We start from the raw sequence: 17,577 nt of genomic DNA on the forward strand, positions 1-17,577 counted from the left end.
GCTTAACGGTAAATGGACAAACGAAAAAGGGCCACCCGATTTCCCGGGCGACCCTATCTCGTCGAGTAATGCCTGAAAGGCGATTACTTGGCAGCAGCGTCCGCAGCGTTTGCAGCAGGAGCAGCAGCATTGGCGTCAGCCGCCGTGGCGTCAGCCGCCATGTTGGCGTCAGCACCGGTCGCCGCGTCGACATTGGTCATCGCGTCGTTGGTGGTGCCTTCCATCGCGTCAGCCGCATTCATTTCGGTGACAGCAGCATTGTCGGCAGCAGCGGTTTCGCTCTTGCCGCAAGCAGCGAGGGCGAGAGAAGCAGCAGCAACCATAGAAAGAGTAACGATCTTACGCATATCAATAAGCTCCCAAGTGATAGAGATCTGGACGGCTTTGCGCGCTTAATACCCAAATCGCGGTGGACATTAGACATTTTTGCATCAACGCTCAAGCAGATTTTTCAGCGCCCGTTCACAGCCATAAGAAAGCGGTCGAAGTTCCGCAGCAATGCGGCGTCAAGATCGGTCATTTCAGCATCAATACCCAGCCTTGCGAGGCTCGTAACTGGAAATTCGGGCAGTCCGCACGGAACAATTCCTGCGAAATGGGCAAGGTCTGGTGAAACGTTGATGCTGAAGCCGTGGAAGCAGACCCAACGGCGTACCCTGACTCCGATCGCGCCGATTTTGGCCTCTGCTCCCTTGTCTTCTGTCCAGATACCGACCCGACCTTCCGCTCTCCAGGCGGCGACGCCCAATTCCGCCAGTGCGTCGATCACCCAGCCTTCCAGCGCATGGACAAGTCGCCGCACATCACGGCCGCGGTTCGCAAGGTTGAGCATTACATAGCCGACCCGCTGTCCCGGACCGTGATAGGTGTAGCGACCGCCGCGGCCGGCCGCAAAGACGGGGAATCGGGGGTCGAGCAGCTCAGTCGGATCGGAGCTTGTCCCTGCAGTATAAAGCGGGGGGTGTTCGAGAAGCCAGATCTGTTCGCCTGCCATGCCTTCGGCAATTGCGGCAGCGCGGGCTTCCATCGCGGCAAATGCTTCTGGCCAAGGCGTCAGCCCTGGCGTCAGCGTCCATTCCGGGCATGGCGAATCATTCATGCCGCCTCGTGGGGCTAGTGTTGCCGATGATCAAGTGGCACTTGCCAGCCTTGGCTGAAAGCGCCATCTGTTTGTCATGTACAAGCTCTCCTTCGATGCCGCCTGGGCGGACCTGGTTGCCATCACCAAGACCAACGCGAGTGTTCTGGCAGTTTTGGCGGGCGCATTCCTGCTGCTGCCGAATTTCGCCGAGCTGCTCTTTGCTCCACCGCCGAACATCAAGGCGTTTGACTTGAATGGTCTGCGACAGATGGAGGAATATTATCAGCAGAATGCCATCGTGCTGATGCTATGCAACCTGCCAGTCTGGCTGGGGTCGGCGGCGATATTGTCTCTGCTTCTTGACCCTCGTCGACTAACTGTTGGCGATGCCTTGAAAAGCGGTTTCAGGCTGCTTCCCGGTGTTATCATTCTCAACTGGTTGACACAGTTCATGATCGTTTCGGGCCTGCTGCTACTTCTGGTGCCGGGAGTCTATCTGATCGGACGGCTGATGCTGGCGGCCCCCGCACAGATGGCTGAACGGATCGGCAATCCCTTCAGAGCGATCGGCCGATCCTTTGCGCTCTCCGCTGGAAATGGCTGGCGCATTGCAGGATTTGTTGCCTTGATTGTGGTTGTCGCAATCATCGTTGCGTCAGCAGCAAATGCGGTCTTCGGAATTGTGTTTAGCCTTGTCCTTCCCAAAGACGTGCTGGGAGAAGTCCTGGCCTTGCTCCGGTCGGCGATCGGCGCAACAACGGCGTTGCTCCTGCTGCTGGTGGGTGCGGCCCTGTATCGGCAGCAGACCCTTTCGAATTAGCTCCAGGTTGCCACGGGAGGCAGGCTCATCAGGATGGCGTCGATGTTTCCGCCTGTCTTGAGCCCGAACAATGTTCCCCTGTCGTAGACGAGGTTGAATTCGGCATAGCGACCACGCCATTCCAGCTGCTTTGCCTTGTCTGAATCCGTGAACGCCATGTTCATTCGCCGCCTGACAATCGCCGGGAAGATATCGAGAAAAGCCTCGCCTACGTCGCGCGTCAATGCGAAATTGGCGTCGAAATCGCCTTCCAGGTGATCATAGAATATCCCGCCAACGCCGCGGTGGACGTTGCGATGCGGCAACCAGAAATAGTCGTCCGCCCACTTTTTGAATCGTTCGTAATAGTCGGCTCCATGGGGGTCGCAGGCCCGCTTCAGCCTGGCATGGAAGTCAGCCGTATCTTCCGCATAGGGGATGGGAGGGTTGAGATCCGCGCCACCTCCGAACCAGCGCTTCTGGGTAACCAGGAAACGCGTATTCATGTGAACCGCTGGAACATGGGGATTCGCCATATGTGCAACGAGACTGATTCCCGTTGCGAAAAACTGGGGATTGTCTTCGGCGCCGTGAATTGTCTTTGCGAATTCGCCTGAAAAGGCCCCGCCTACAGTCGAAACATTGACACCGACCTTTTCGAACACGCGTCCCTTCATGACGCCTTGGACTCCGCCGCCTCCCGCGGCGTCCGGGTCATTGTCCCGATTCCAGGGGGTATAGGCGAAGCTTGCTTCGCTGCCGGCCTCCCGCTCAATCGATTCGAAGGCCGAACAGATTCGGTCGCGCAGGCTTTCGAACCATTGGCGGGCGGCGGCTTGCTGGGCGTCTAGCGTAATCATGCAGGCAAATTTCCTGTCTGGCGAAGGGCTTCCGACAGCGCGATGCCTGTCGCAACCGAAATGTTCAAGGACCTAACCGCGGGATTGAGTGGAATGCGAACTTGCGCGTCACATCTCTCACGAACGGTGTCGGGGACACCTGCGCTTTCCTGTCCCATCAACAATGTATCGTCGCTCGCAAACTCAAAATCGGTATGCCGCGTCTGCGCCTTGCTTGAAAGGAGGATCAGGCGCCCGGTCAGCGCTTCGCAAAAGGCAGCCCAGTCCCGGTGACGGACAAACTTGACATGCGAGATGTAATCCATCCCCGCACGCTTGAGCCGGGTGTCCGAAAAGATGAACCCGCACGGTTCGATGATGTCGACCCCGGCCGAAAAACAGGCCGCGAGTCGGAGGATGGCTCCAACGTTGCCGGGTATTTCAGGCTGGTAAAGGGCGATCCGCATTGCGCTGAAATAGGGGAGTTTTCATAATGTGCACAAGAACCACAAATTGGCTGTTTGCAACTTGGGAGCAAGCCGCTATTGGCCACGCCAATCGTCCATTCTCGGACGACAGGGGTTCGCAGTTTCAAAGGCCGGTGCCAATGGAATTGCTGTCTGAAGAGTGGAAAAAGGGCAGGTTATCTCATGGCAGTGGTCGAAACTGATCCATCAGCCAATGCGGGGATGGAAGATGGCGTCAGGCGTCGGGATTTCATCAACATCGCGGCGGTAAGCTTTGCAGGTGTCGGAGTGGTCGCAGTTGCGTTGCCACTGATCAATCAAATGAATCCGTCGGCCGATGTGCTGGCGCTTGCATCGATTGAAGTCGATCTGTCCGCAATCCAGCCCGGCCAGGCGATCAAGACCAGCTGGCGCAAGCAGCCGATCTTCATTCGCAACCTGACCCCTGCCGAGATTGAAAGCGCGAAGAAGGTTGATGTTGCCAGTTTGCGCGACCCGCAAACGCTTGATGAGCGTACCAAGCCGGGCAAGGAAAACTGGCTGATCACGCTTGGGGTGTGCACGCATCTCGGTTGCGTCCCGCTGGGTGCTGCAGAAGGTGAAGTGCGTGGCGATTTCGGCGGATATTTCTGCCCATGCCATGGTTCACACTATGATACGGCCGCGCGTATACGTAAGGGCCCGGCACCGAAGAACCTCGTCGTGCCCGAATATGCGTTCACGTCAGACACTGTCGTCCAGATCGGTTGAGGATAGAAGAACATGAGCTTCCCCTGGGCTAAGCAATATGAGCCGACCCATCCCTTCATGCAGTGGATGGATCAAAAACTCCCGCTCCCGCGTCTGGTCTACAGCGCCATTGGTGCGGGCTATCCGGTTCCGCGGAACCTGAATTATTTCTGGAATTTTGGCGTGCTTGCCGGCGCGGCGCTTGTCATACAGATCGTGACGGGTGTTGTCCTCGCGATGCACTATGCGGCGAACGGCGCAGTGGCGTTCGATTCGGTCGAACACATTATGCGTGATGTCAATGCGGGCTGGTTCCTGCGTTACGCGCACGCGAATGGCGCCACGATGTTCTTCATCGTGGTGTATTTGCATATCTTCCGAGGACTCTATTTCGGGTCCTACAAGGCACCGCGTGAGATGGTTTGGCTTTTGGGCGTTGTGATCTTCCTTTTGATGATGGCGACAGCGTTCATGGGTTATGTCCTTCCTTGGGGGCAGATGAGTTTCTGGGGCGCACAGGTCATCACGGGCTTTTTCTCGGCCATTCCGGTGGTGGGAGAGCCGATCCGCCAATGGCTGCTCGGCGGTTTCGCGCCTGACAATGCTGCCCTGAACCGCTTCTTCTCGCTGCACTACCTGTTGCCGTTTGTCATCGCTGCGGTGATCATCCTTCACATCTGGGCGCTGCACATTCCCGGGTCGTCAAACCCGACTGGTGTCGAAGTGAAGGACGAGCAGGACACGGTACCGTTTCATCCCTATTATACGGCCAAGGATGGCTTTGGGCTGGCGATCTTCCTGATCGTGTTCGCCACGCTTCTGTTCTTTGCGCCAAACATGCTGGGTGAGCCGGTCAACTATGTGCCGGCCAACCCGCTTTCGACGCCAGCGCACATCGTTCCTGAATGGTATTTCTGGCCATTCTACGCGATCCTTCGTGCGTTCACGGTCAACTTTCTGTGGGTGCCAGCGAAGCTGTGGGGCGTGATTGCCATGTTCGCGTCGATCCTGTTGCTGTTCATCCTGCCATGGCTGGACAAGTCGCCAGTGCGCTCGACAACCTATCGCCCGCTATACAAGTGGTTTTTCTGGATCTTGATGATCGACATTGTCATCCTGGGTATTTGCGGGATGAAGCCGGCAGCGGAACCATGGGTCCGGATGGGCCAGATCGCGGCTGCCTATTATTTTGCGCATTTCCTGATCATCTTGCCGATCGTTTCGCGGATTGAGCGTCCGCTGCCACTGCCGAACTCGATCACCGAGGCGGTTCTGGCAAAGCACAAAGCGGCTTAAGGGGGCTATAGACCATGATCCGTATCATTGCCTTTCTGGGCGGCCTGGGTTTTGTGGCGGCGCTTCTCGTCGCCGCTTTGATGCCGCGTGAGGCCACTGAAAAGTCTGTGTCCGAACGGTTTCACAAGGAACCCAAGGAAGTCTCGTTCACGACAGATGGACCCCTTGGAAAGTTTGACCATGCCCAGCTTCAGCGTGGCTTTCAGGTTTACAAGGAAGTCTGTTCCGCCTGTCACTCGCTCCGCTTGGTTTCCTTCGGCGATTTGACGGGCATTGGTTACACGCCGGGCCAGATCAAGACGATTGCCGCTGAGTGGACTCAGGAGCAGCCGACGATCAATCCGGACACAGGAGAAGCTGCCACGCGCAAGAACCTGCCGTCTGACAAGTTCCCGCCGCCATTTGCCAACGAAACGGCTGCGCGTGCTGCAAACAACAATGCAGCTCCGCCAGATCTTTCGTTGATGGCAAAGGCGCGTGAAGGCGGTCCAGCCTATATCTACTCTTTGCTTACAGGGTTCCAGGACCCTCCCGCGAACCTGCCCAAGGATTCCCTGCCCGGCCCGGGGCTGCACTATAACCCCTATTTTGCCAACCTGAACCTTTCGATGGCACCGCCACTCGTGAGCGATGGCCAGGTTACCTATGGGGAAGGATCACCGAAGCCGACCGTCGACCAGATGGCCAAGGACGTTTCGACATTCCTGATCTGGACTGCCGAACCCAAGCTTGAGCAGCGGCACCGCGCGGGCATTGCCGCGATTGTCTTCCTGCTGATCTTTGCCGGGCTCTGCTGGGGAAGCTACCAGGCGATCTGGGCCAACAAAGAACATTGATAGCGAAACCGGCCACCCTGAACCTGTGTCAGGGTGGCGGGTGTTGCCGTCAACAGAGCGATCAGAAGCTCAGTTCGTCATAGACGCGGCCAAGGTCTCCCTTCCACTCACGGTTGAATTTTTCGAGCAACTGGTGAGCGGGGGACATTCCCGAATCGACAATGTCCTGAAGCGGGTTGAGAAACCCGCTTTCATTGTCGCCCATTGAATTGACTTGGCCACGCGCATTCAAGCCGCTGCGTGCAATGTCGAGAACCTGTTTGCCGAGGTCCTGCATGGTTCGGCCATCCGGCATCACTGTACACAGTCCTTCTTTGGGTACTGCATCACGAATCTTCTGGTGGTCTTCGATCGACCAGTTCTTGACTAGGTCCCAGGCGGCATCGAGTGCGCCCTGGTCATAAAGCAACCCGACCCAGAGCGCCGGCAAGGCGCAGATCCGGTTCCAGGGGCCACCGTCACTGCCTCGCATTTCGAGGAAACTCTTGAGGCGGACTTCCGGAAAGGCAGTCGAAAGATGATCATTCCAGTCTCCGACGGTCGGGCGCTCGCCCGGCAGCACGGAGAGTTTTCCTTCGAGAAAGTCCCGGAAACTCAATCCTGCAGCATCGATATACTTGCCGTCGCGGAAAACAAAATACATCGGTACGTCGAGCATATAGTCAGCATAGCGTTCATAGCCAAAGCCATCTTCGAACACGAACGGCAGCATGCCAGTGCGATGCGGATCGGTATCCGTCCAGATATTGCTGCGATATGAAAGAAATCCGTTCGGCTTGCCTTCAGTGAAAGGCGAATTGGCAAAGAGCGCTGTTCCAAGGGGTTGCAGGGCCAGGCTGACCCGGAACTTCTTCACCATATCTGCTTCGGACGCATAATCCAGATTGGTCTGGATGGTGCACGTGCGCAGCATCATGTCCAACCCCATTGTCCCGACGCGCGGCATATGCCGCAGCATGATGGCATAACGGCCCTTTGGCATGATCGGCAGTTCTGCCCGGGTCTTGTCTGGCCACATGCCAAGGCCGAGAAAGCCAAGGCCAAGTTCGGCGCCAACTTCCTTTACTTGCTTCAAATGCCGTCCTGTTTCGGCGCAAGTCTGGTGGATGTTTTCAAGGGGGGCGCCCGAAAGCTCGAGCTGCCCGGCTGGCTCGAGACTGATGGCGCCGTCAGCGCCCGACAAGGCGATGACATTGTCACCCTCCATTACCGGTTCCCAGCCATAGCGGGTCAATGCCATGAGAAGGTTACGAATACCGTCCGGTGCGTCATAGGATGGAGCGCTGTGATCGCTGGTTCGGTAGACGAATTTTTCGTGTTCGGTACCAATGCGCCAGCGTTCGGGCGGCTTTTCCCCACCGGCAAATACGCCAATCATATCGGCGCGTGATTCGATGACGGGGTCGATCTTGTCGGAAGTCGTGCGTGTGCTCATCGTGCTCGTTTAGGCGGAATCAGTTGCGCATGGAAACCCTGTTTCGATCCAATGCGCGCCATTGGTTACCCGGCCTTAACCAAACATCTCTATTGCCGTTCTCGTCTTGAATGGGTTTCCAATATGCAGTGTGCAAAGACTGTCACGAAAATGCTGCTGGCCGTCATCTGCTGCACTGCGCTGCCGGGCGTTGCAGACGCTTCTTGCTCGGCGGCCAACCAATATAATTTCAGCTTCGCCAGTCAGGCTGCTGCGACGCTCAATTATGCAAACAGCTACACCTACACAGCGACGAGCACTGCACTCGGAAACCAGACCTTTACGGTCAGCTGGTTTACCAATGGCATGTCCTCGACTGTGGCAGGCGGAGCGCAAATGCCCGCGATCAGCGGGCTGATAACCGATGGTGTCGCAGCACGAAATCTTGTGGTGGGCGGGATATTTACAGGGCGAACTGCCGACGTTTCTGCCAACTCCAGGGTCGTCGTGACGCGTTTTACGTTCCCGACTCCGATTCGGGACTTTTCTGTCCAGCTCAATGACATGGATTTTACGTCCAACCAGTTCCGCGACTGGCTCCAGGTCAATGGCATCAACGGCGCGGCAAACTATGATCCTTCGCTGACAACGCCGTTCGGCACCAACAACACGGCGGCCGGACCGCATTCCAACGCAAGTTCCAGCCAGGTTGTTGGTGCCGTCTCGACCCCCTTTTCGCTGACTGTCAGGCAGAGCGGCGGCACCAGCACCAGCGGGAATAATGCGACCACAGGCACGATATCGGCGAGCTTCGCACAACCGGTGACCCAGGTCGAAATCCGCTATGGCAATTATCCCTATACGTCGGGGGAAAATACAACCGGGCAACAGGCAATCGGCATTCAGGCGATCAGCTTCTGCCCTATGCCATCCTTGACGGTGACCAAGACATCGGCACCCTTTTCGACAAATGGCGCTGACCCGAACCGGTTCAACATTCCGGGCGCTGACATAATCTACACGCTGTCGGTTTCCAATTCGAACTCAAGTCCGGTTGATTTGGGAACAGTCGTGCTGACAGATCCGCTTCCCACCACCATGACTTTCTATAATGGCGATATCGACGACAGCGGACCTCTTGCGACAAATTTCGAGTTTGTTGCCGGAGCCAGCGGCCTCACTTTTGCGGCGTCCGATCTTGCCTACTCAAACAACGGTGGCGCCAGCTATGGTTACACACCCTCAGCCGGCTATGACACTGCCGTCAATGCCATAAGACTGAGCCCCCAAGGCACGATGGCCGCAAATTCGAGCTTTTCAGTCAAGTTTCGCGCGCGCGTAAAATAGCGCCCGGATTGGCGGCTATTGCAGTTCGAACACGACGGAGACATTGACACTGATCGCCTGCTCGCCGGGCATGATTTCAGTCTTTGCCGCTGAATCCATGCTGCGCATGGCCATCACCGGAACCGGACCGCCTGAATAGCCTTCCGATTCGCTGATCGAAACGATCCTTACGACTTTCATCCCCAGGGCTGATGCGTAAAGGCTGGCCCGAGCCCGCGCCGCCTTGATTGCAGCGGTGCGCGCCTCATCCTGTGCCGCCTCGGGCTTATCTATCGTCAGCATTGGCCCGCTGATCTGATTTGATCCTTCCTTGACGAGCACATCAAGGATGGCGCCCGATCGCGCGATATCGCGAAACCTTACGGTCACCTGGTTCGATGCCTGGTATCCGACGATAACCGGCGGCTGATTCTCGACATAGCGGTACTGCGGGGAAAGATTGATCGAGGATGTCGTGATATCCTTGTCAGCAACGCCGGCCTTTTTGAGGGCCGCAAGTACGCGGCTCATGCGGCCCGCATTGTCACGCATGGCGCTGGCTGCATCGGCAGCAGTCGTGGTGACACCCGCGCTGATGACGGCAATATCCGGAACACGCAGCACATCACCCCGAGCCGTCACGTCAAGGCGCGTGCCGGAGATCGGTGTCTGCGATATCTCGGCGCTCGCGGCGGCTGGCACCATGCAAACGGCTGCCATCATCGCAGCGCCCAAACCCGTCTTCATTGTCGATCCTCCATTGCTGACTGCGCCCTGCCCCGAACCATTGGGGCGGGCAGCGCCTCATAGCATCTTGCGGCCTGCACGTTTCCTGAACAGACTGCGCTCAGGTCGCACGGCCTTTCAGCATCCGATAAAGTGCGAGCAGGATGACAACACCGACGATTGCATAAGCCAGTTCCTTGATTGTGCTTCCCTCTGCAGAAAGCCCGACTATCGGCGCCGCGTAATTGGCACCCACAGAGCCCGCAATGCCAAGCAGTGTCGTGATAACGAATCCGCCCGGATCCTTGCCCGGCATGACAAGTTTGCCCAGCGCGCCCGCTATGGCTCCAAAAATTATCCAGCCAATTATGCCGCCCATGAGACGTCTCCCTCCAAGAAGATCGGCAGGGTAAACGGCAGGTTCACCGACGGCAAGTGCGGCCCGATTTTCGGCGGAAATGCTTGAAATCTATTGCGCACTGCAACAAAATGCAGCAAAGACACCCAGTGGCCGAGGGATGGCGTGCCGCAATCAGACTTGAGGTCGGTGACTTATTAGGATAATACAGTCTCCTACCAAAGGGCAATGCCTGTGCGCCAGGCCTGAAAGCGGAATATTATGAATTACGAATCAAGCATCTCGCATCAATCATCCGACGTCGATTATCTGACGGATGAGGACATTGCTGCGCGCCGCAAGCGCCGCAATCTGATTATTGTCGGCGTACTGCTCGTGCTTGCGATCGTTGCCGCTTATGTGATGTTTGGACGTGGGGGAAACTCTGCTGGCGGCGCGGGGGCTAACAGTGCTGCGAACAAGCAGGTGCCGCGTGTGACTGTCGTTGTGCCTGGCCAGACAAGCGTAACAAACGTGATTACCGCAACCGGATCCTTGGGCGCTCGGCGTGAAATGCCGGTCGGTGTGGTCGGCGAAGGCGGCATGGTTTCGCACGTCTGGGTCGAGCCGGGCGATTGGGTCAGGCAAGGCCAGGTCCTGGCTTCGATTGAACGATCGGTGCAGTCGCAAGAGGTCAATCAATTGGCAGCGAATATTGCTGTGGCACAAGCCGACGCACGTCTGGCGCAGTCGGAACTCGATCGGGCAAGCGCGCTTGTTGCGCGTGGTTTCATTTCCAAGGCCGATCTTGATCGCAAGACAGCAACCCGCGATGCGGCCCGAGCACGGGTTGCCGTCGCTCAGGCGCAGTTTGGTGCCGGCCGGGCTCGTGTTGGCCGGCTGGACGTTCGCGCACCTGCATCGGGCCTCGTTCTGACGCGAGCAGTCGAACCCGGACAGGTCGTCGGTGCAGGTTCCGGCGTCCTGTTTCGCCTTGCCCGCGACGGCGAAATGGAACTGAAAGCCCAATTGGCCGAAGGCGATCTTGCCAGAATGCGCGAGGGATTTGCAGCCACGGTGACGCCAGTCGGGACACCCACAACTTTTACCGGGCACATTTGGCAGCTTTCGCCTGTTATCGATCCTCAGGCGCGACAGGGGGTAGCCCGCATCGCACTTGCCTATGACAAGGCCCTGCGTCCCGGCGGCTTTGCGACGGCGGAAATCGTGAGCGGCACCATTCAGGCACCTTTATTGCCCGAGTCAGCGGTTCAAAGCGACGAAAAGGGCAATTTCGTTTTGATCGTTGGCAAAGGTAACAAGGTCGAGCGGCGCGACGTCAAGGTCGGATCTGTTACCAGCGCGGGCATACCGGTGACGTCTGGCCTGTCCGGCAAGGAACGCGTTGTCCTGACAGCGGGCGCTTTCCTCAACCCCGGGGAAACGGTCATACCCGAACGGGCCAAGGCGACGAAGTAAGGCAACGGGCATGAACTTTCGCAACATATCGGCTTGGTGCATCCGCAACCCGGTGCCGCCCATCGTCCTTTTCATTGCCTTGCTGCTGGCCGGCGTGGTGAGTTTTTCTAGGCTGGACGTCAACGACAATCCGGACATCGAGTTTCCGGCCGCCATGGTTGTGATTGTTCAGCCGGGTGCGGCGCCGCCGGAACTCGAAAAGCAGGTAACCCAGATTGTCGAAGCATCGCTGCGTTCAATCAACGGTGTCGAGGAAATCAATTCTTCCGTACGTGAAGGCACGTCCTCCACCTTTGTCCAGTTTGCGCTCGGTACGGACATTGACCGCGGTGTGAACGACATCCGCGATGCCCTGACCAAGGTTCGCAGTGACTTGCCTGACGGCATTCTTGAGCCGCAGGTCGAGCGTGAAGATACCTCGGGCAATCCGATTGCCTATATCTCAGCCGAAGCGGTGGACATGACGCTGGAGCAACTGAGTTGGTATGTCGACGATGTGGTGATCAAGCGCCTGCAGGGCATTCCGGGAATGGCAGTGGTGTCGCGTGGCGGTGGTGTAAGCCGCGAGATTCGCGTAATTCTTGATCCCGCGAGGCTGCAGTCGCTTGGCATCACGGCAGCCCAGGTCAATGCGCAACTCCGCCAGGTCAACGTGAATGCAGCGGGCGGCAGGACTGAAATTGCAGGTTCAGAGCAATCGCTGCGCGTTCTTGGCAATGCCCGCGATGCATACCAGCTTGGTGATACCGATATTGCCATAGGCGGCGGTCGGACAGTCAAGCTTTCAAGTATTGCCGAAGTGCGAGACCTTTATGGCGAACAGCGTCAGCTGGGCACGATGGACGGGCGGCAGGTCTTGTCCTTTTCGATCCAGCGCGCAAAGGGGGCGTCGGACGTAAAGGTCTATGAAGCGGTTCAGGAAGAGCTGGCGAAGATCCATAAGGAAAATCCGCGGATCAAATTCACTGAACTCTACACGTCTGTCGACTATACCAAGGCCCAATATAAGAGCTCGCTAACCTCGATGGTCGAGGGAGCAGTCCTTGCCGTGCTGGTGGTCTTCCTGTTCCTGCGCGATCGGCGGGCGACCCTGATATCGGCTATCGCGATTCCGCTTTCGGCCATTCCCACCTTCTGGTTCATGGATTTGCTCGGCTTCAGCCTCAACACCATCTCGATGCTCGCGCTGAGCCTTGTTGCGGGCGTGCTCGTCGACGATGCGATTGTTGAAATCGAAAATATCGTGCGCCACATGCGCATGGGCAAAACGGCCTATCAGGCCGCGATCGACGCCGCCGATGAAATCGGACTGGCGGTGGTCGCCACCACCTTCTCAATCGTCGCAGTCTTCTTGCCCGTCGGTCTGATGCCCGGCGTTTCCGGCCAGTTTTTCAAGAATTTCGGATTTACCGTCGTCGCTGCGGTTCTGATGAGCCTTGGTGTGGCGCGCATGATTACTCCAATGGTCGCGGCCTATTTCCTGAAGGCACAAGGCGAAGCGTCGCATGGCGAAGGCTGGCTAATGGACAATTACATGAAAGTGCTCCGCTGGTCGCTTGGTCATCGCCGCTGGATCGTCTTTGCGGGCTTTCTCTCGCTTGTCATGACAGGCGCCACGATTGCGTCACTACCGTTCACCTTCCAGCCGACGCTTGATTTTGACTATAGCTCCGTGCGCGTCGAAATGGTGCCGGGTTCCACGCTCAAGCAGACGCGTGATGTAACTGACAGGATTCAGCGCATGCTGAAAGAAGACGCGCCCGGCGTGAAGGCCTTTGCGGATGTCAATCCGGCGAAGGCGAGCGTCTATCTGAGGCTCCCACACGAGCGCGACTACACAAGCGATCAGTTCGAAAAGCAATGGGCCAAGCGCTTTCAGGAAATTCCGGATGCGCGCGTGACGTTCCAGTCGCAAAATGGCGGTTTTTCGGGGCGCGACATCACAATCACGCTTGGCGGCAGCGATCCGGATAAATTGCTGGCGACGGCTCGCAAGATTACCGAGCAAATGAATGATGTGAAGGAAATTGTCGCTCCGCGCATCAATGGCGATCTGCAACGACCTGAAATCACGATCAAGCCGCGCAGCGACCTTGCTGCATCCATGGGCGTGACAACTGCGGCACTCTCGCAGACGATCCGTATCGCAACCATCGGCGATATAGATCAGAACAGCGCGAAGTTCTCCTTGTCTGATCGCCAGGTGCCCATTCGTGTTGCTCTGTCTGAGGATTCCCGCCGCTCGCTGGCGACGGTCGAGAATCTGCCGGTCCCGACCTCGACGGGCGGTTCAGTCCCGCTCAAGACCGTGGCAGAAATCAGCTTTGGCGCCGGGCCAACAACCATCCAGCGTACGAACCAGAACCGCCGGATTTCGATTGGCGCCGATCTGGCCGTCAACCCGGATACGGGCAAACCGTATGTGACGAGCGAGGCAAACAAGAAGATCGATGCCTTGCCAGCCATGGCGAACCTGCCGTCGGGCGTCACCAGGCTGACGCTAGGACAGGCCAAATGGCAGGAAGAGATGGTCAAGAACTTCCTGATCGCCCTTATAACTGGGGTATCGTCTGTCTTTGCCGTCCTCGTGTTGCTGTATCGCCGCTTCATTCCGCCGTTGGTCAACATGGGGTCGCTGCTGCTCGCCCCGCTTGGTGGTGTGCTGGCTCTGAAGCTCGCGGGGATGCCGATCTCGATGCCGGTCCTGATCGGCATGCTGATGCTGTTCGGCATTGTCGCCAAGAATTCGATCCTTCTGGTCGATTTTGCGCTTGAGGAAATGGACAAGGGTGTCGACAAATTCACGGCCATCATGGATGCGGGCCACAAGCGCGCGCAGCCGATCGTGATGACAACAGTGGCGATGGTCGCTGGCATGATCCCGACCGCCGCGGCTCTTTCCGGAGATGGCAGTTTCTCCCAACCCATGGGCATCACCGTGATCGGCGGACTTATTGTTTCAACCTTGCTGACACTCCTGATTGTGCCTGCAACATTCAGCCTGGCTGTGGGTGCCGAAGCACGCATCGGGCCCTGGATGTCTTACTGGCTGACAACAGGCGGTGAAGGAGAGCAACCTGCCCGACCACCGCGCCTGTTGGCCAAGGGCTTCTGGAAACGTGTGGCTGGCCGGTTCCATCCGCGTGCGGATCACGCAATCGAACCCGCAGAGTAGCGTCAATAGCGGTCGAACGTCACACCCTCTTCAAAGCGCCCGTCCGGTTTCCAGTCCAGAACGGGGCGACAGGCATGAAGCGCGTGGCCACTGGCATGCTTTTGGGCATGGCGGCTGTCTACCTCCTTGCACGCGCCTTCGTCGATCTGCATCCCGCGATCGGATTTGTGAAGGCCTTTGCAGAAGCCGCGATGGTTGGCGGGCTTGCGGACTGGTTTGCCGTGACGGCGTTGTTCCGTCACCCCCTCGGCCTGCCCATTCCGCACACGGCCATCATTCCCAGGAACAAGAACCGGATTGGTGAGACGCTCGCCCAATTCCTCAAGGATAATTTCCTGACGCCTGCCGTCGTTGCACGCCGGATGCGGCACATGGATGTGGCCGCAGCGGCAGGACGATTCCTTGCAGATCCCGATCATGGCGGGGCCGGGCGTCTGCGGGAAGGCGCATCACGGCTGCTGGCAGACATACTTGAAGCGCTGGACGACGACCGGTTGGGCGGCATGGCCAAGGGCGCAATTGCCAGTCGCATCCGCGCACTGGAAGTTTCCCCGCTGCTTGGCCAGTCTCTCGAAGCCGCGATGGCTGATGGACGCCATATTCCCTTGCTTGACGGCATAATCAATCGTGCCTCCTTGATCGTCGCTTCCAATGAGGAGATTATTCGCGACATGGTCCACGAACGGGCCGGGCGCATCCTCCGCTGGACGGGGCTTGACGAGAATGTCGCGGATGCCCTGATAACCGGTCTGAACAAGCTGCTCTACGACATGGCGGATTATCCCGATCATCCGCTTCGTATCCGGGTGAACGAGATGCTGGCCGATCTTGGCCATGATCTTCAATATGATCCGGAGATGCAGGCAAAGGTGGCCAGGCTGAAGGATGAGATTGTCGATAATCCCGCCATGCAGCGCTGGATTGATGGGCTGTGGCAACAGGCACGAAGCGCGCTGCTCAGGGCCGCCCGCGATCCGGACAAGGCCATGGCAGGCAGGTTCGGAGAGGCACTGCGCCAACTCGGCACAACCCTGCAACAAGACGATGCGCTCCGCGATACGATCAACCGCTTTGCCCGCCGGGCAACTGTTGGAGCGACAGCGAGCTATGGGGACAATATCGTTCGGCTGGTCTCGGACACCGTCCGTGGCTGGGATGCCAGTCGTGTAACGGACCGGGTGGAAAATGCAGTCGGGCGCGACCTGCAATATATTCGGATCAATGGCACGCTGGTCGGCGGGCTGGTCGGGCTCGGACTGCATGCGTTGGACGTCGTGCTTTAAGATGGTTTCCCGATACGATTGGGAACCAATTCAGGCTGTGATGGTTAACGTAAGGCGTCACAGAGGATTGATACAATGGCGAACCACCACCCCGAGCCCTTGGCTCTGTCGGGACCACTCAGCCCTCCGCTGTCGGGTGCTACAGGCACGGATCCGAAACGTCCGTTCTTGAGAGCAGGGCGCGGAAGCGAGTCAGTGAAACTTGATAATCTGTCATCGCGTGGCTTTCGCACCGATTGGCCGAACAAGCTCGCGCTGGGCGACTCGGTCTGGCTCAAATTGCCGGGGCTGGCGGCAATGCCAGCCAAGGTTACCTGGGAACTGGACAATATGATCGGATGCACATTTGACGTCCGGCTTCATCCCGCCCTTTATGCCCAGTCTCTGGAAATAATCGCGGACGCGCAAAGATCCGTCGATCTCAATTAGAGGCATGTCGCGGCATGATGTCGCTTCATTTGACTGATCCTGTGCGCGCTCAGTAACGCTCCAACTCCACTAACATCGATTTGTAGCCGTTGACGAAGCTTTGCGCGACGCGGACGGGCTCTTCGCAAACGTTGACGCGCATCCGGCGCCGGGCCATTTCCTCAAGCAGGATTGTGACTTGCAACTCGGCAAGTCGTGCGCCGACGCAGCGGTGTATGCCATAGCCGAACGAGAGGTGGCGCCGCGCATTCTCTCGTGTGACTAGGAAATTGTCTGCATTGGGAAACACACTCTCGTCGCGATTTGCCGAGATGTACCAGAGGACGACTTTGTCACCCTTGCGGATGCGCTGACCTTCCAATTCGGCATCGGCGAGTGCGGTACGACGCATATGCGCAAGCGGCGTTTGCCAGCGAATGGCTTCTGCGACGCTGTTCGGGATGTGCGCCGTGTCGCCCTCAAGAAGTCTGCGCTGATCCGGGAATTTGTTCAAAGCGTAAACCAGGCCGGACATTGTGTTGCGCGTCGTATCATTGCCGCCCACAATCAGCAGGATCAGATTGCCCATGAATTCCTGGGCATCCATATGGCTCATCGCATCGGAATGGAGCATCATGGAAATCAGGTCGGGAGTCGGGTCTTTGCCTGACTTTGCATCCCACAAGGTCTTGAAATAGGCCCCCATGTCTTGGAGGTGCCGCGTCCGCTCGGCATTCTTCACCGGATCCTTGCGCACTTCGACATCGCCTGCCCAGTCGGACCAGAAAGTCAGCAAGCGTCGATCTTCCCAAGGGAAATCGAACAATATGGCCAGCATCTGCGTGGTTAGCTCAATCGACACGCGATCGACCCAGTCGAACCGCTCGCCCCAGGGAAGTCCGTCGAGTATCTCGACTGTCCGCTGGCGGATGTCGCTGCTCATCCGTACCATTTCGCTTGGTGTGAACGCAGGTGCGACAGTGCGGCGCTGATCCGTGTGCTTCGGTCGGTCCATCGCAATGAAGTTGGGCATCGGCTTTTCGTCTGCACCGCGATCAACAATGCTGATCCCGCCTCCATTGGTCCAGGATGAGGAATAGATGTCGGGAAGCGCCTCGACATGGACAATCGGCTTGTAAGTGGACACTGACCAATAGGGGCCGAATGCACTGTCTGGTGTATAGTGAACCGGTGCCTCTTTGCGCAGGTGACGGAACGGCTCATGCCATCGGTGTTCAGCGTAAAGTTCTGGTCGGCTGACATCAAGAGGGTCGACGGTATCGCCAAGAAATGCGGTCGCCATGTATTTGCCCTTCCCCCTGTGAACGGTGCGCGCAGAGGATGCACCTGTTCGCGCGAAGTGCAAAGCAATTCTGCGATCG

General features: G+C 57.8%; 17 protein-coding genes. 9 read left to right on the plus strand and 8 right to left on the minus strand.

Features of this window, described 5'->3' with window-relative positions:
* Nucleotides 1-83: 83 nt before the first annotated feature.
* On the minus strand, nucleotides 84-347 hold the full coding sequence (locus tag K0O24_RS05715) for a hypothetical protein (RefSeq protein ID WP_219894915.1): 264 nt from the start codon (nucleotides 345-347) through the stop codon (nucleotides 84-86).
* Between the two features lie 104 nt (nucleotides 348-451).
* Nucleotides 452-1,099, minus strand: coding sequence for a lipoyl(octanoyl) transferase LipB (lipB, locus tag K0O24_RS05720; RefSeq protein WP_219894916.1), 648 nt, complete (start codon nucleotides 1,097-1,099; stop codon nucleotides 452-454).
* 76 nt (nucleotides 1,100-1,175) lie between these two features.
* On the opposite strand from lipB, the gene K0O24_RS05725 reads away from it, so the two are divergent.
* Nucleotides 1,176-1,901, plus strand: a complete 726-nt coding sequence (locus K0O24_RS05725; protein ID WP_219894917.1) for a hypothetical protein — start codon at nucleotides 1,176-1,178, stop codon at nucleotides 1,899-1,901.
* Here the strand turns inward: K0O24_RS05725 and hemF are convergent.
* Both hemF and K0O24_RS05735 read right to left on the minus strand, forming a co-directional pair.
* A complete protein-coding gene (gene hemF, locus K0O24_RS05730; protein ID WP_219894918.1) occupies nucleotides 1,898-2,740 on the minus strand; it encodes an oxygen-dependent coproporphyrinogen oxidase in 843 nt (280 codons plus the stop codon). The two genes, K0O24_RS05725 and hemF, sit on opposite strands and share 4 nt — an antisense overlap.
* On the minus strand, nucleotides 2,737-3,186 hold the full coding sequence (locus tag K0O24_RS05735; protein WP_219894919.1) for a tRNA (cytidine(34)-2'-O)-methyltransferase: 450 nt from the start codon (nucleotides 3,184-3,186) through the stop codon (nucleotides 2,737-2,739). The genes hemF and K0O24_RS05735 overlap by 4 nt, the downstream gene beginning before the upstream one ends.
* 183 nt (nucleotides 3,187-3,369) lie before the next feature.
* Between K0O24_RS05735 and petA the strand changes: the two genes are divergently transcribed.
* From petA to K0O24_RS05750, 3 genes are read left to right on the plus strand one after another with little or no spacing between them, the layout of a single operon-like run.
* Nucleotides 3,370-3,936 carry a ubiquinol-cytochrome c reductase iron-sulfur subunit gene (gene petA, locus K0O24_RS05740; protein ID WP_219894920.1) on the plus strand — a complete coding sequence of 189 codons (567 nt, stop codon included), beginning with the start codon at nucleotides 3,370-3,372 and terminating at the stop codon, nucleotides 3,934-3,936.
* A 12-nt stretch (nucleotides 3,937-3,948) separates the two neighbouring features.
* Nucleotides 3,949-5,211, plus strand: a complete 1,263-nt coding sequence (locus K0O24_RS05745; protein ID WP_219894921.1) for a cytochrome b — start codon at nucleotides 3,949-3,951, stop codon at nucleotides 5,209-5,211.
* A 14-nt stretch (nucleotides 5,212-5,225) separates the two neighbouring features.
* Nucleotides 5,226-6,047 carry a cytochrome c1 gene (locus K0O24_RS05750; protein ID WP_219894922.1) on the plus strand — a complete coding sequence of 274 codons (822 nt, stop codon included), beginning with the start codon at nucleotides 5,226-5,228 and terminating at the stop codon, nucleotides 6,045-6,047.
* A gap of 61 nt (nucleotides 6,048-6,108) precedes the next feature.
* On the opposite strand, the gene K0O24_RS05755 is transcribed toward K0O24_RS05750, so the two are convergent.
* Nucleotides 6,109-7,482 (minus strand): glutamate--cysteine ligase, encoded by a 1,374-nt coding sequence (locus K0O24_RS05755; protein WP_219894923.1) that lies wholly within the window; start codon nucleotides 7,480-7,482, stop codon nucleotides 6,109-6,111.
* 123 nt (nucleotides 7,483-7,605) lie between these two features.
* Here K0O24_RS05755 and K0O24_RS05760 point away from each other — a divergent pair, with 123 nt between their 5' ends.
* Nucleotides 7,606-8,808 (plus strand): hypothetical protein, encoded by a 1,203-nt coding sequence (locus tag K0O24_RS05760; RefSeq protein ID WP_219894924.1) that lies wholly within the window; start codon nucleotides 7,606-7,608, stop codon nucleotides 8,806-8,808.
* 15 nt (nucleotides 8,809-8,823) lie between these two features.
* On the opposite strand, the gene K0O24_RS05765 is transcribed toward K0O24_RS05760, so the two are convergent.
* On the minus strand, nucleotides 8,824-9,534 hold the full coding sequence (locus K0O24_RS05765) for an SIMPL domain-containing protein (RefSeq protein ID WP_219894925.1): 711 nt from the start codon (nucleotides 9,532-9,534) through the stop codon (nucleotides 8,824-8,826).
* A gap of 100 nt (nucleotides 9,535-9,634) precedes the next feature.
* A complete protein-coding gene (locus K0O24_RS05770) occupies nucleotides 9,635-9,892 on the minus strand; it encodes a GlsB/YeaQ/YmgE family stress response membrane protein (protein ID WP_219894926.1) in 258 nt (85 codons plus the stop codon).
* Between the two features lie 240 nt (nucleotides 9,893-10,132).
* Between K0O24_RS05770 and K0O24_RS05775 the strand changes: the two genes are divergently transcribed.
* From K0O24_RS05775 to K0O24_RS05790, 4 genes are all read left to right on the plus strand, one after another.
* Nucleotides 10,133-11,329 (plus strand): efflux RND transporter periplasmic adaptor subunit, encoded by a 1,197-nt coding sequence (locus K0O24_RS05775; protein ID WP_219894927.1) that lies wholly within the window; start codon nucleotides 10,133-10,135, stop codon nucleotides 11,327-11,329.
* 10 nt (nucleotides 11,330-11,339) lie between these two features.
* A complete protein-coding gene (locus K0O24_RS05780) occupies nucleotides 11,340-14,504 on the plus strand; it encodes an efflux RND transporter permease subunit (protein WP_219894928.1) in 3,165 nt (1,054 codons plus the stop codon).
* 74 nt (nucleotides 14,505-14,578) lie between these two features.
* On the plus strand, nucleotides 14,579-15,787 hold the full coding sequence (locus K0O24_RS05785) for a DUF445 domain-containing protein (protein ID WP_219894929.1): 1,209 nt from the start codon (nucleotides 14,579-14,581) through the stop codon (nucleotides 15,785-15,787).
* 195 nt (nucleotides 15,788-15,982) lie between these two features.
* Nucleotides 15,983-16,216 (plus strand): PilZ domain-containing protein, encoded by a 234-nt coding sequence (locus K0O24_RS05790; RefSeq protein WP_219894930.1) that lies wholly within the window; start codon nucleotides 15,983-15,985, stop codon nucleotides 16,214-16,216.
* Between the two features lie 49 nt (nucleotides 16,217-16,265).
* Here K0O24_RS05790 and K0O24_RS05795 read toward each other — a convergent pair whose 3' ends face one another.
* A complete protein-coding gene (locus K0O24_RS05795; protein WP_219894931.1) occupies nucleotides 16,266-17,498 on the minus strand; it encodes a cytochrome P450 in 1,233 nt (410 codons plus the stop codon).
* Nucleotides 17,499-17,577: the final 79 nt, after the last annotated feature.

This window comes from Aquisediminimonas profunda (genome assembly GCF_019443285.1).
Taxonomy (GTDB): Bacteria; Pseudomonadota; Alphaproteobacteria; order Sphingomonadales; family Sphingomonadaceae; genus Aquisediminimonas; species Aquisediminimonas profunda.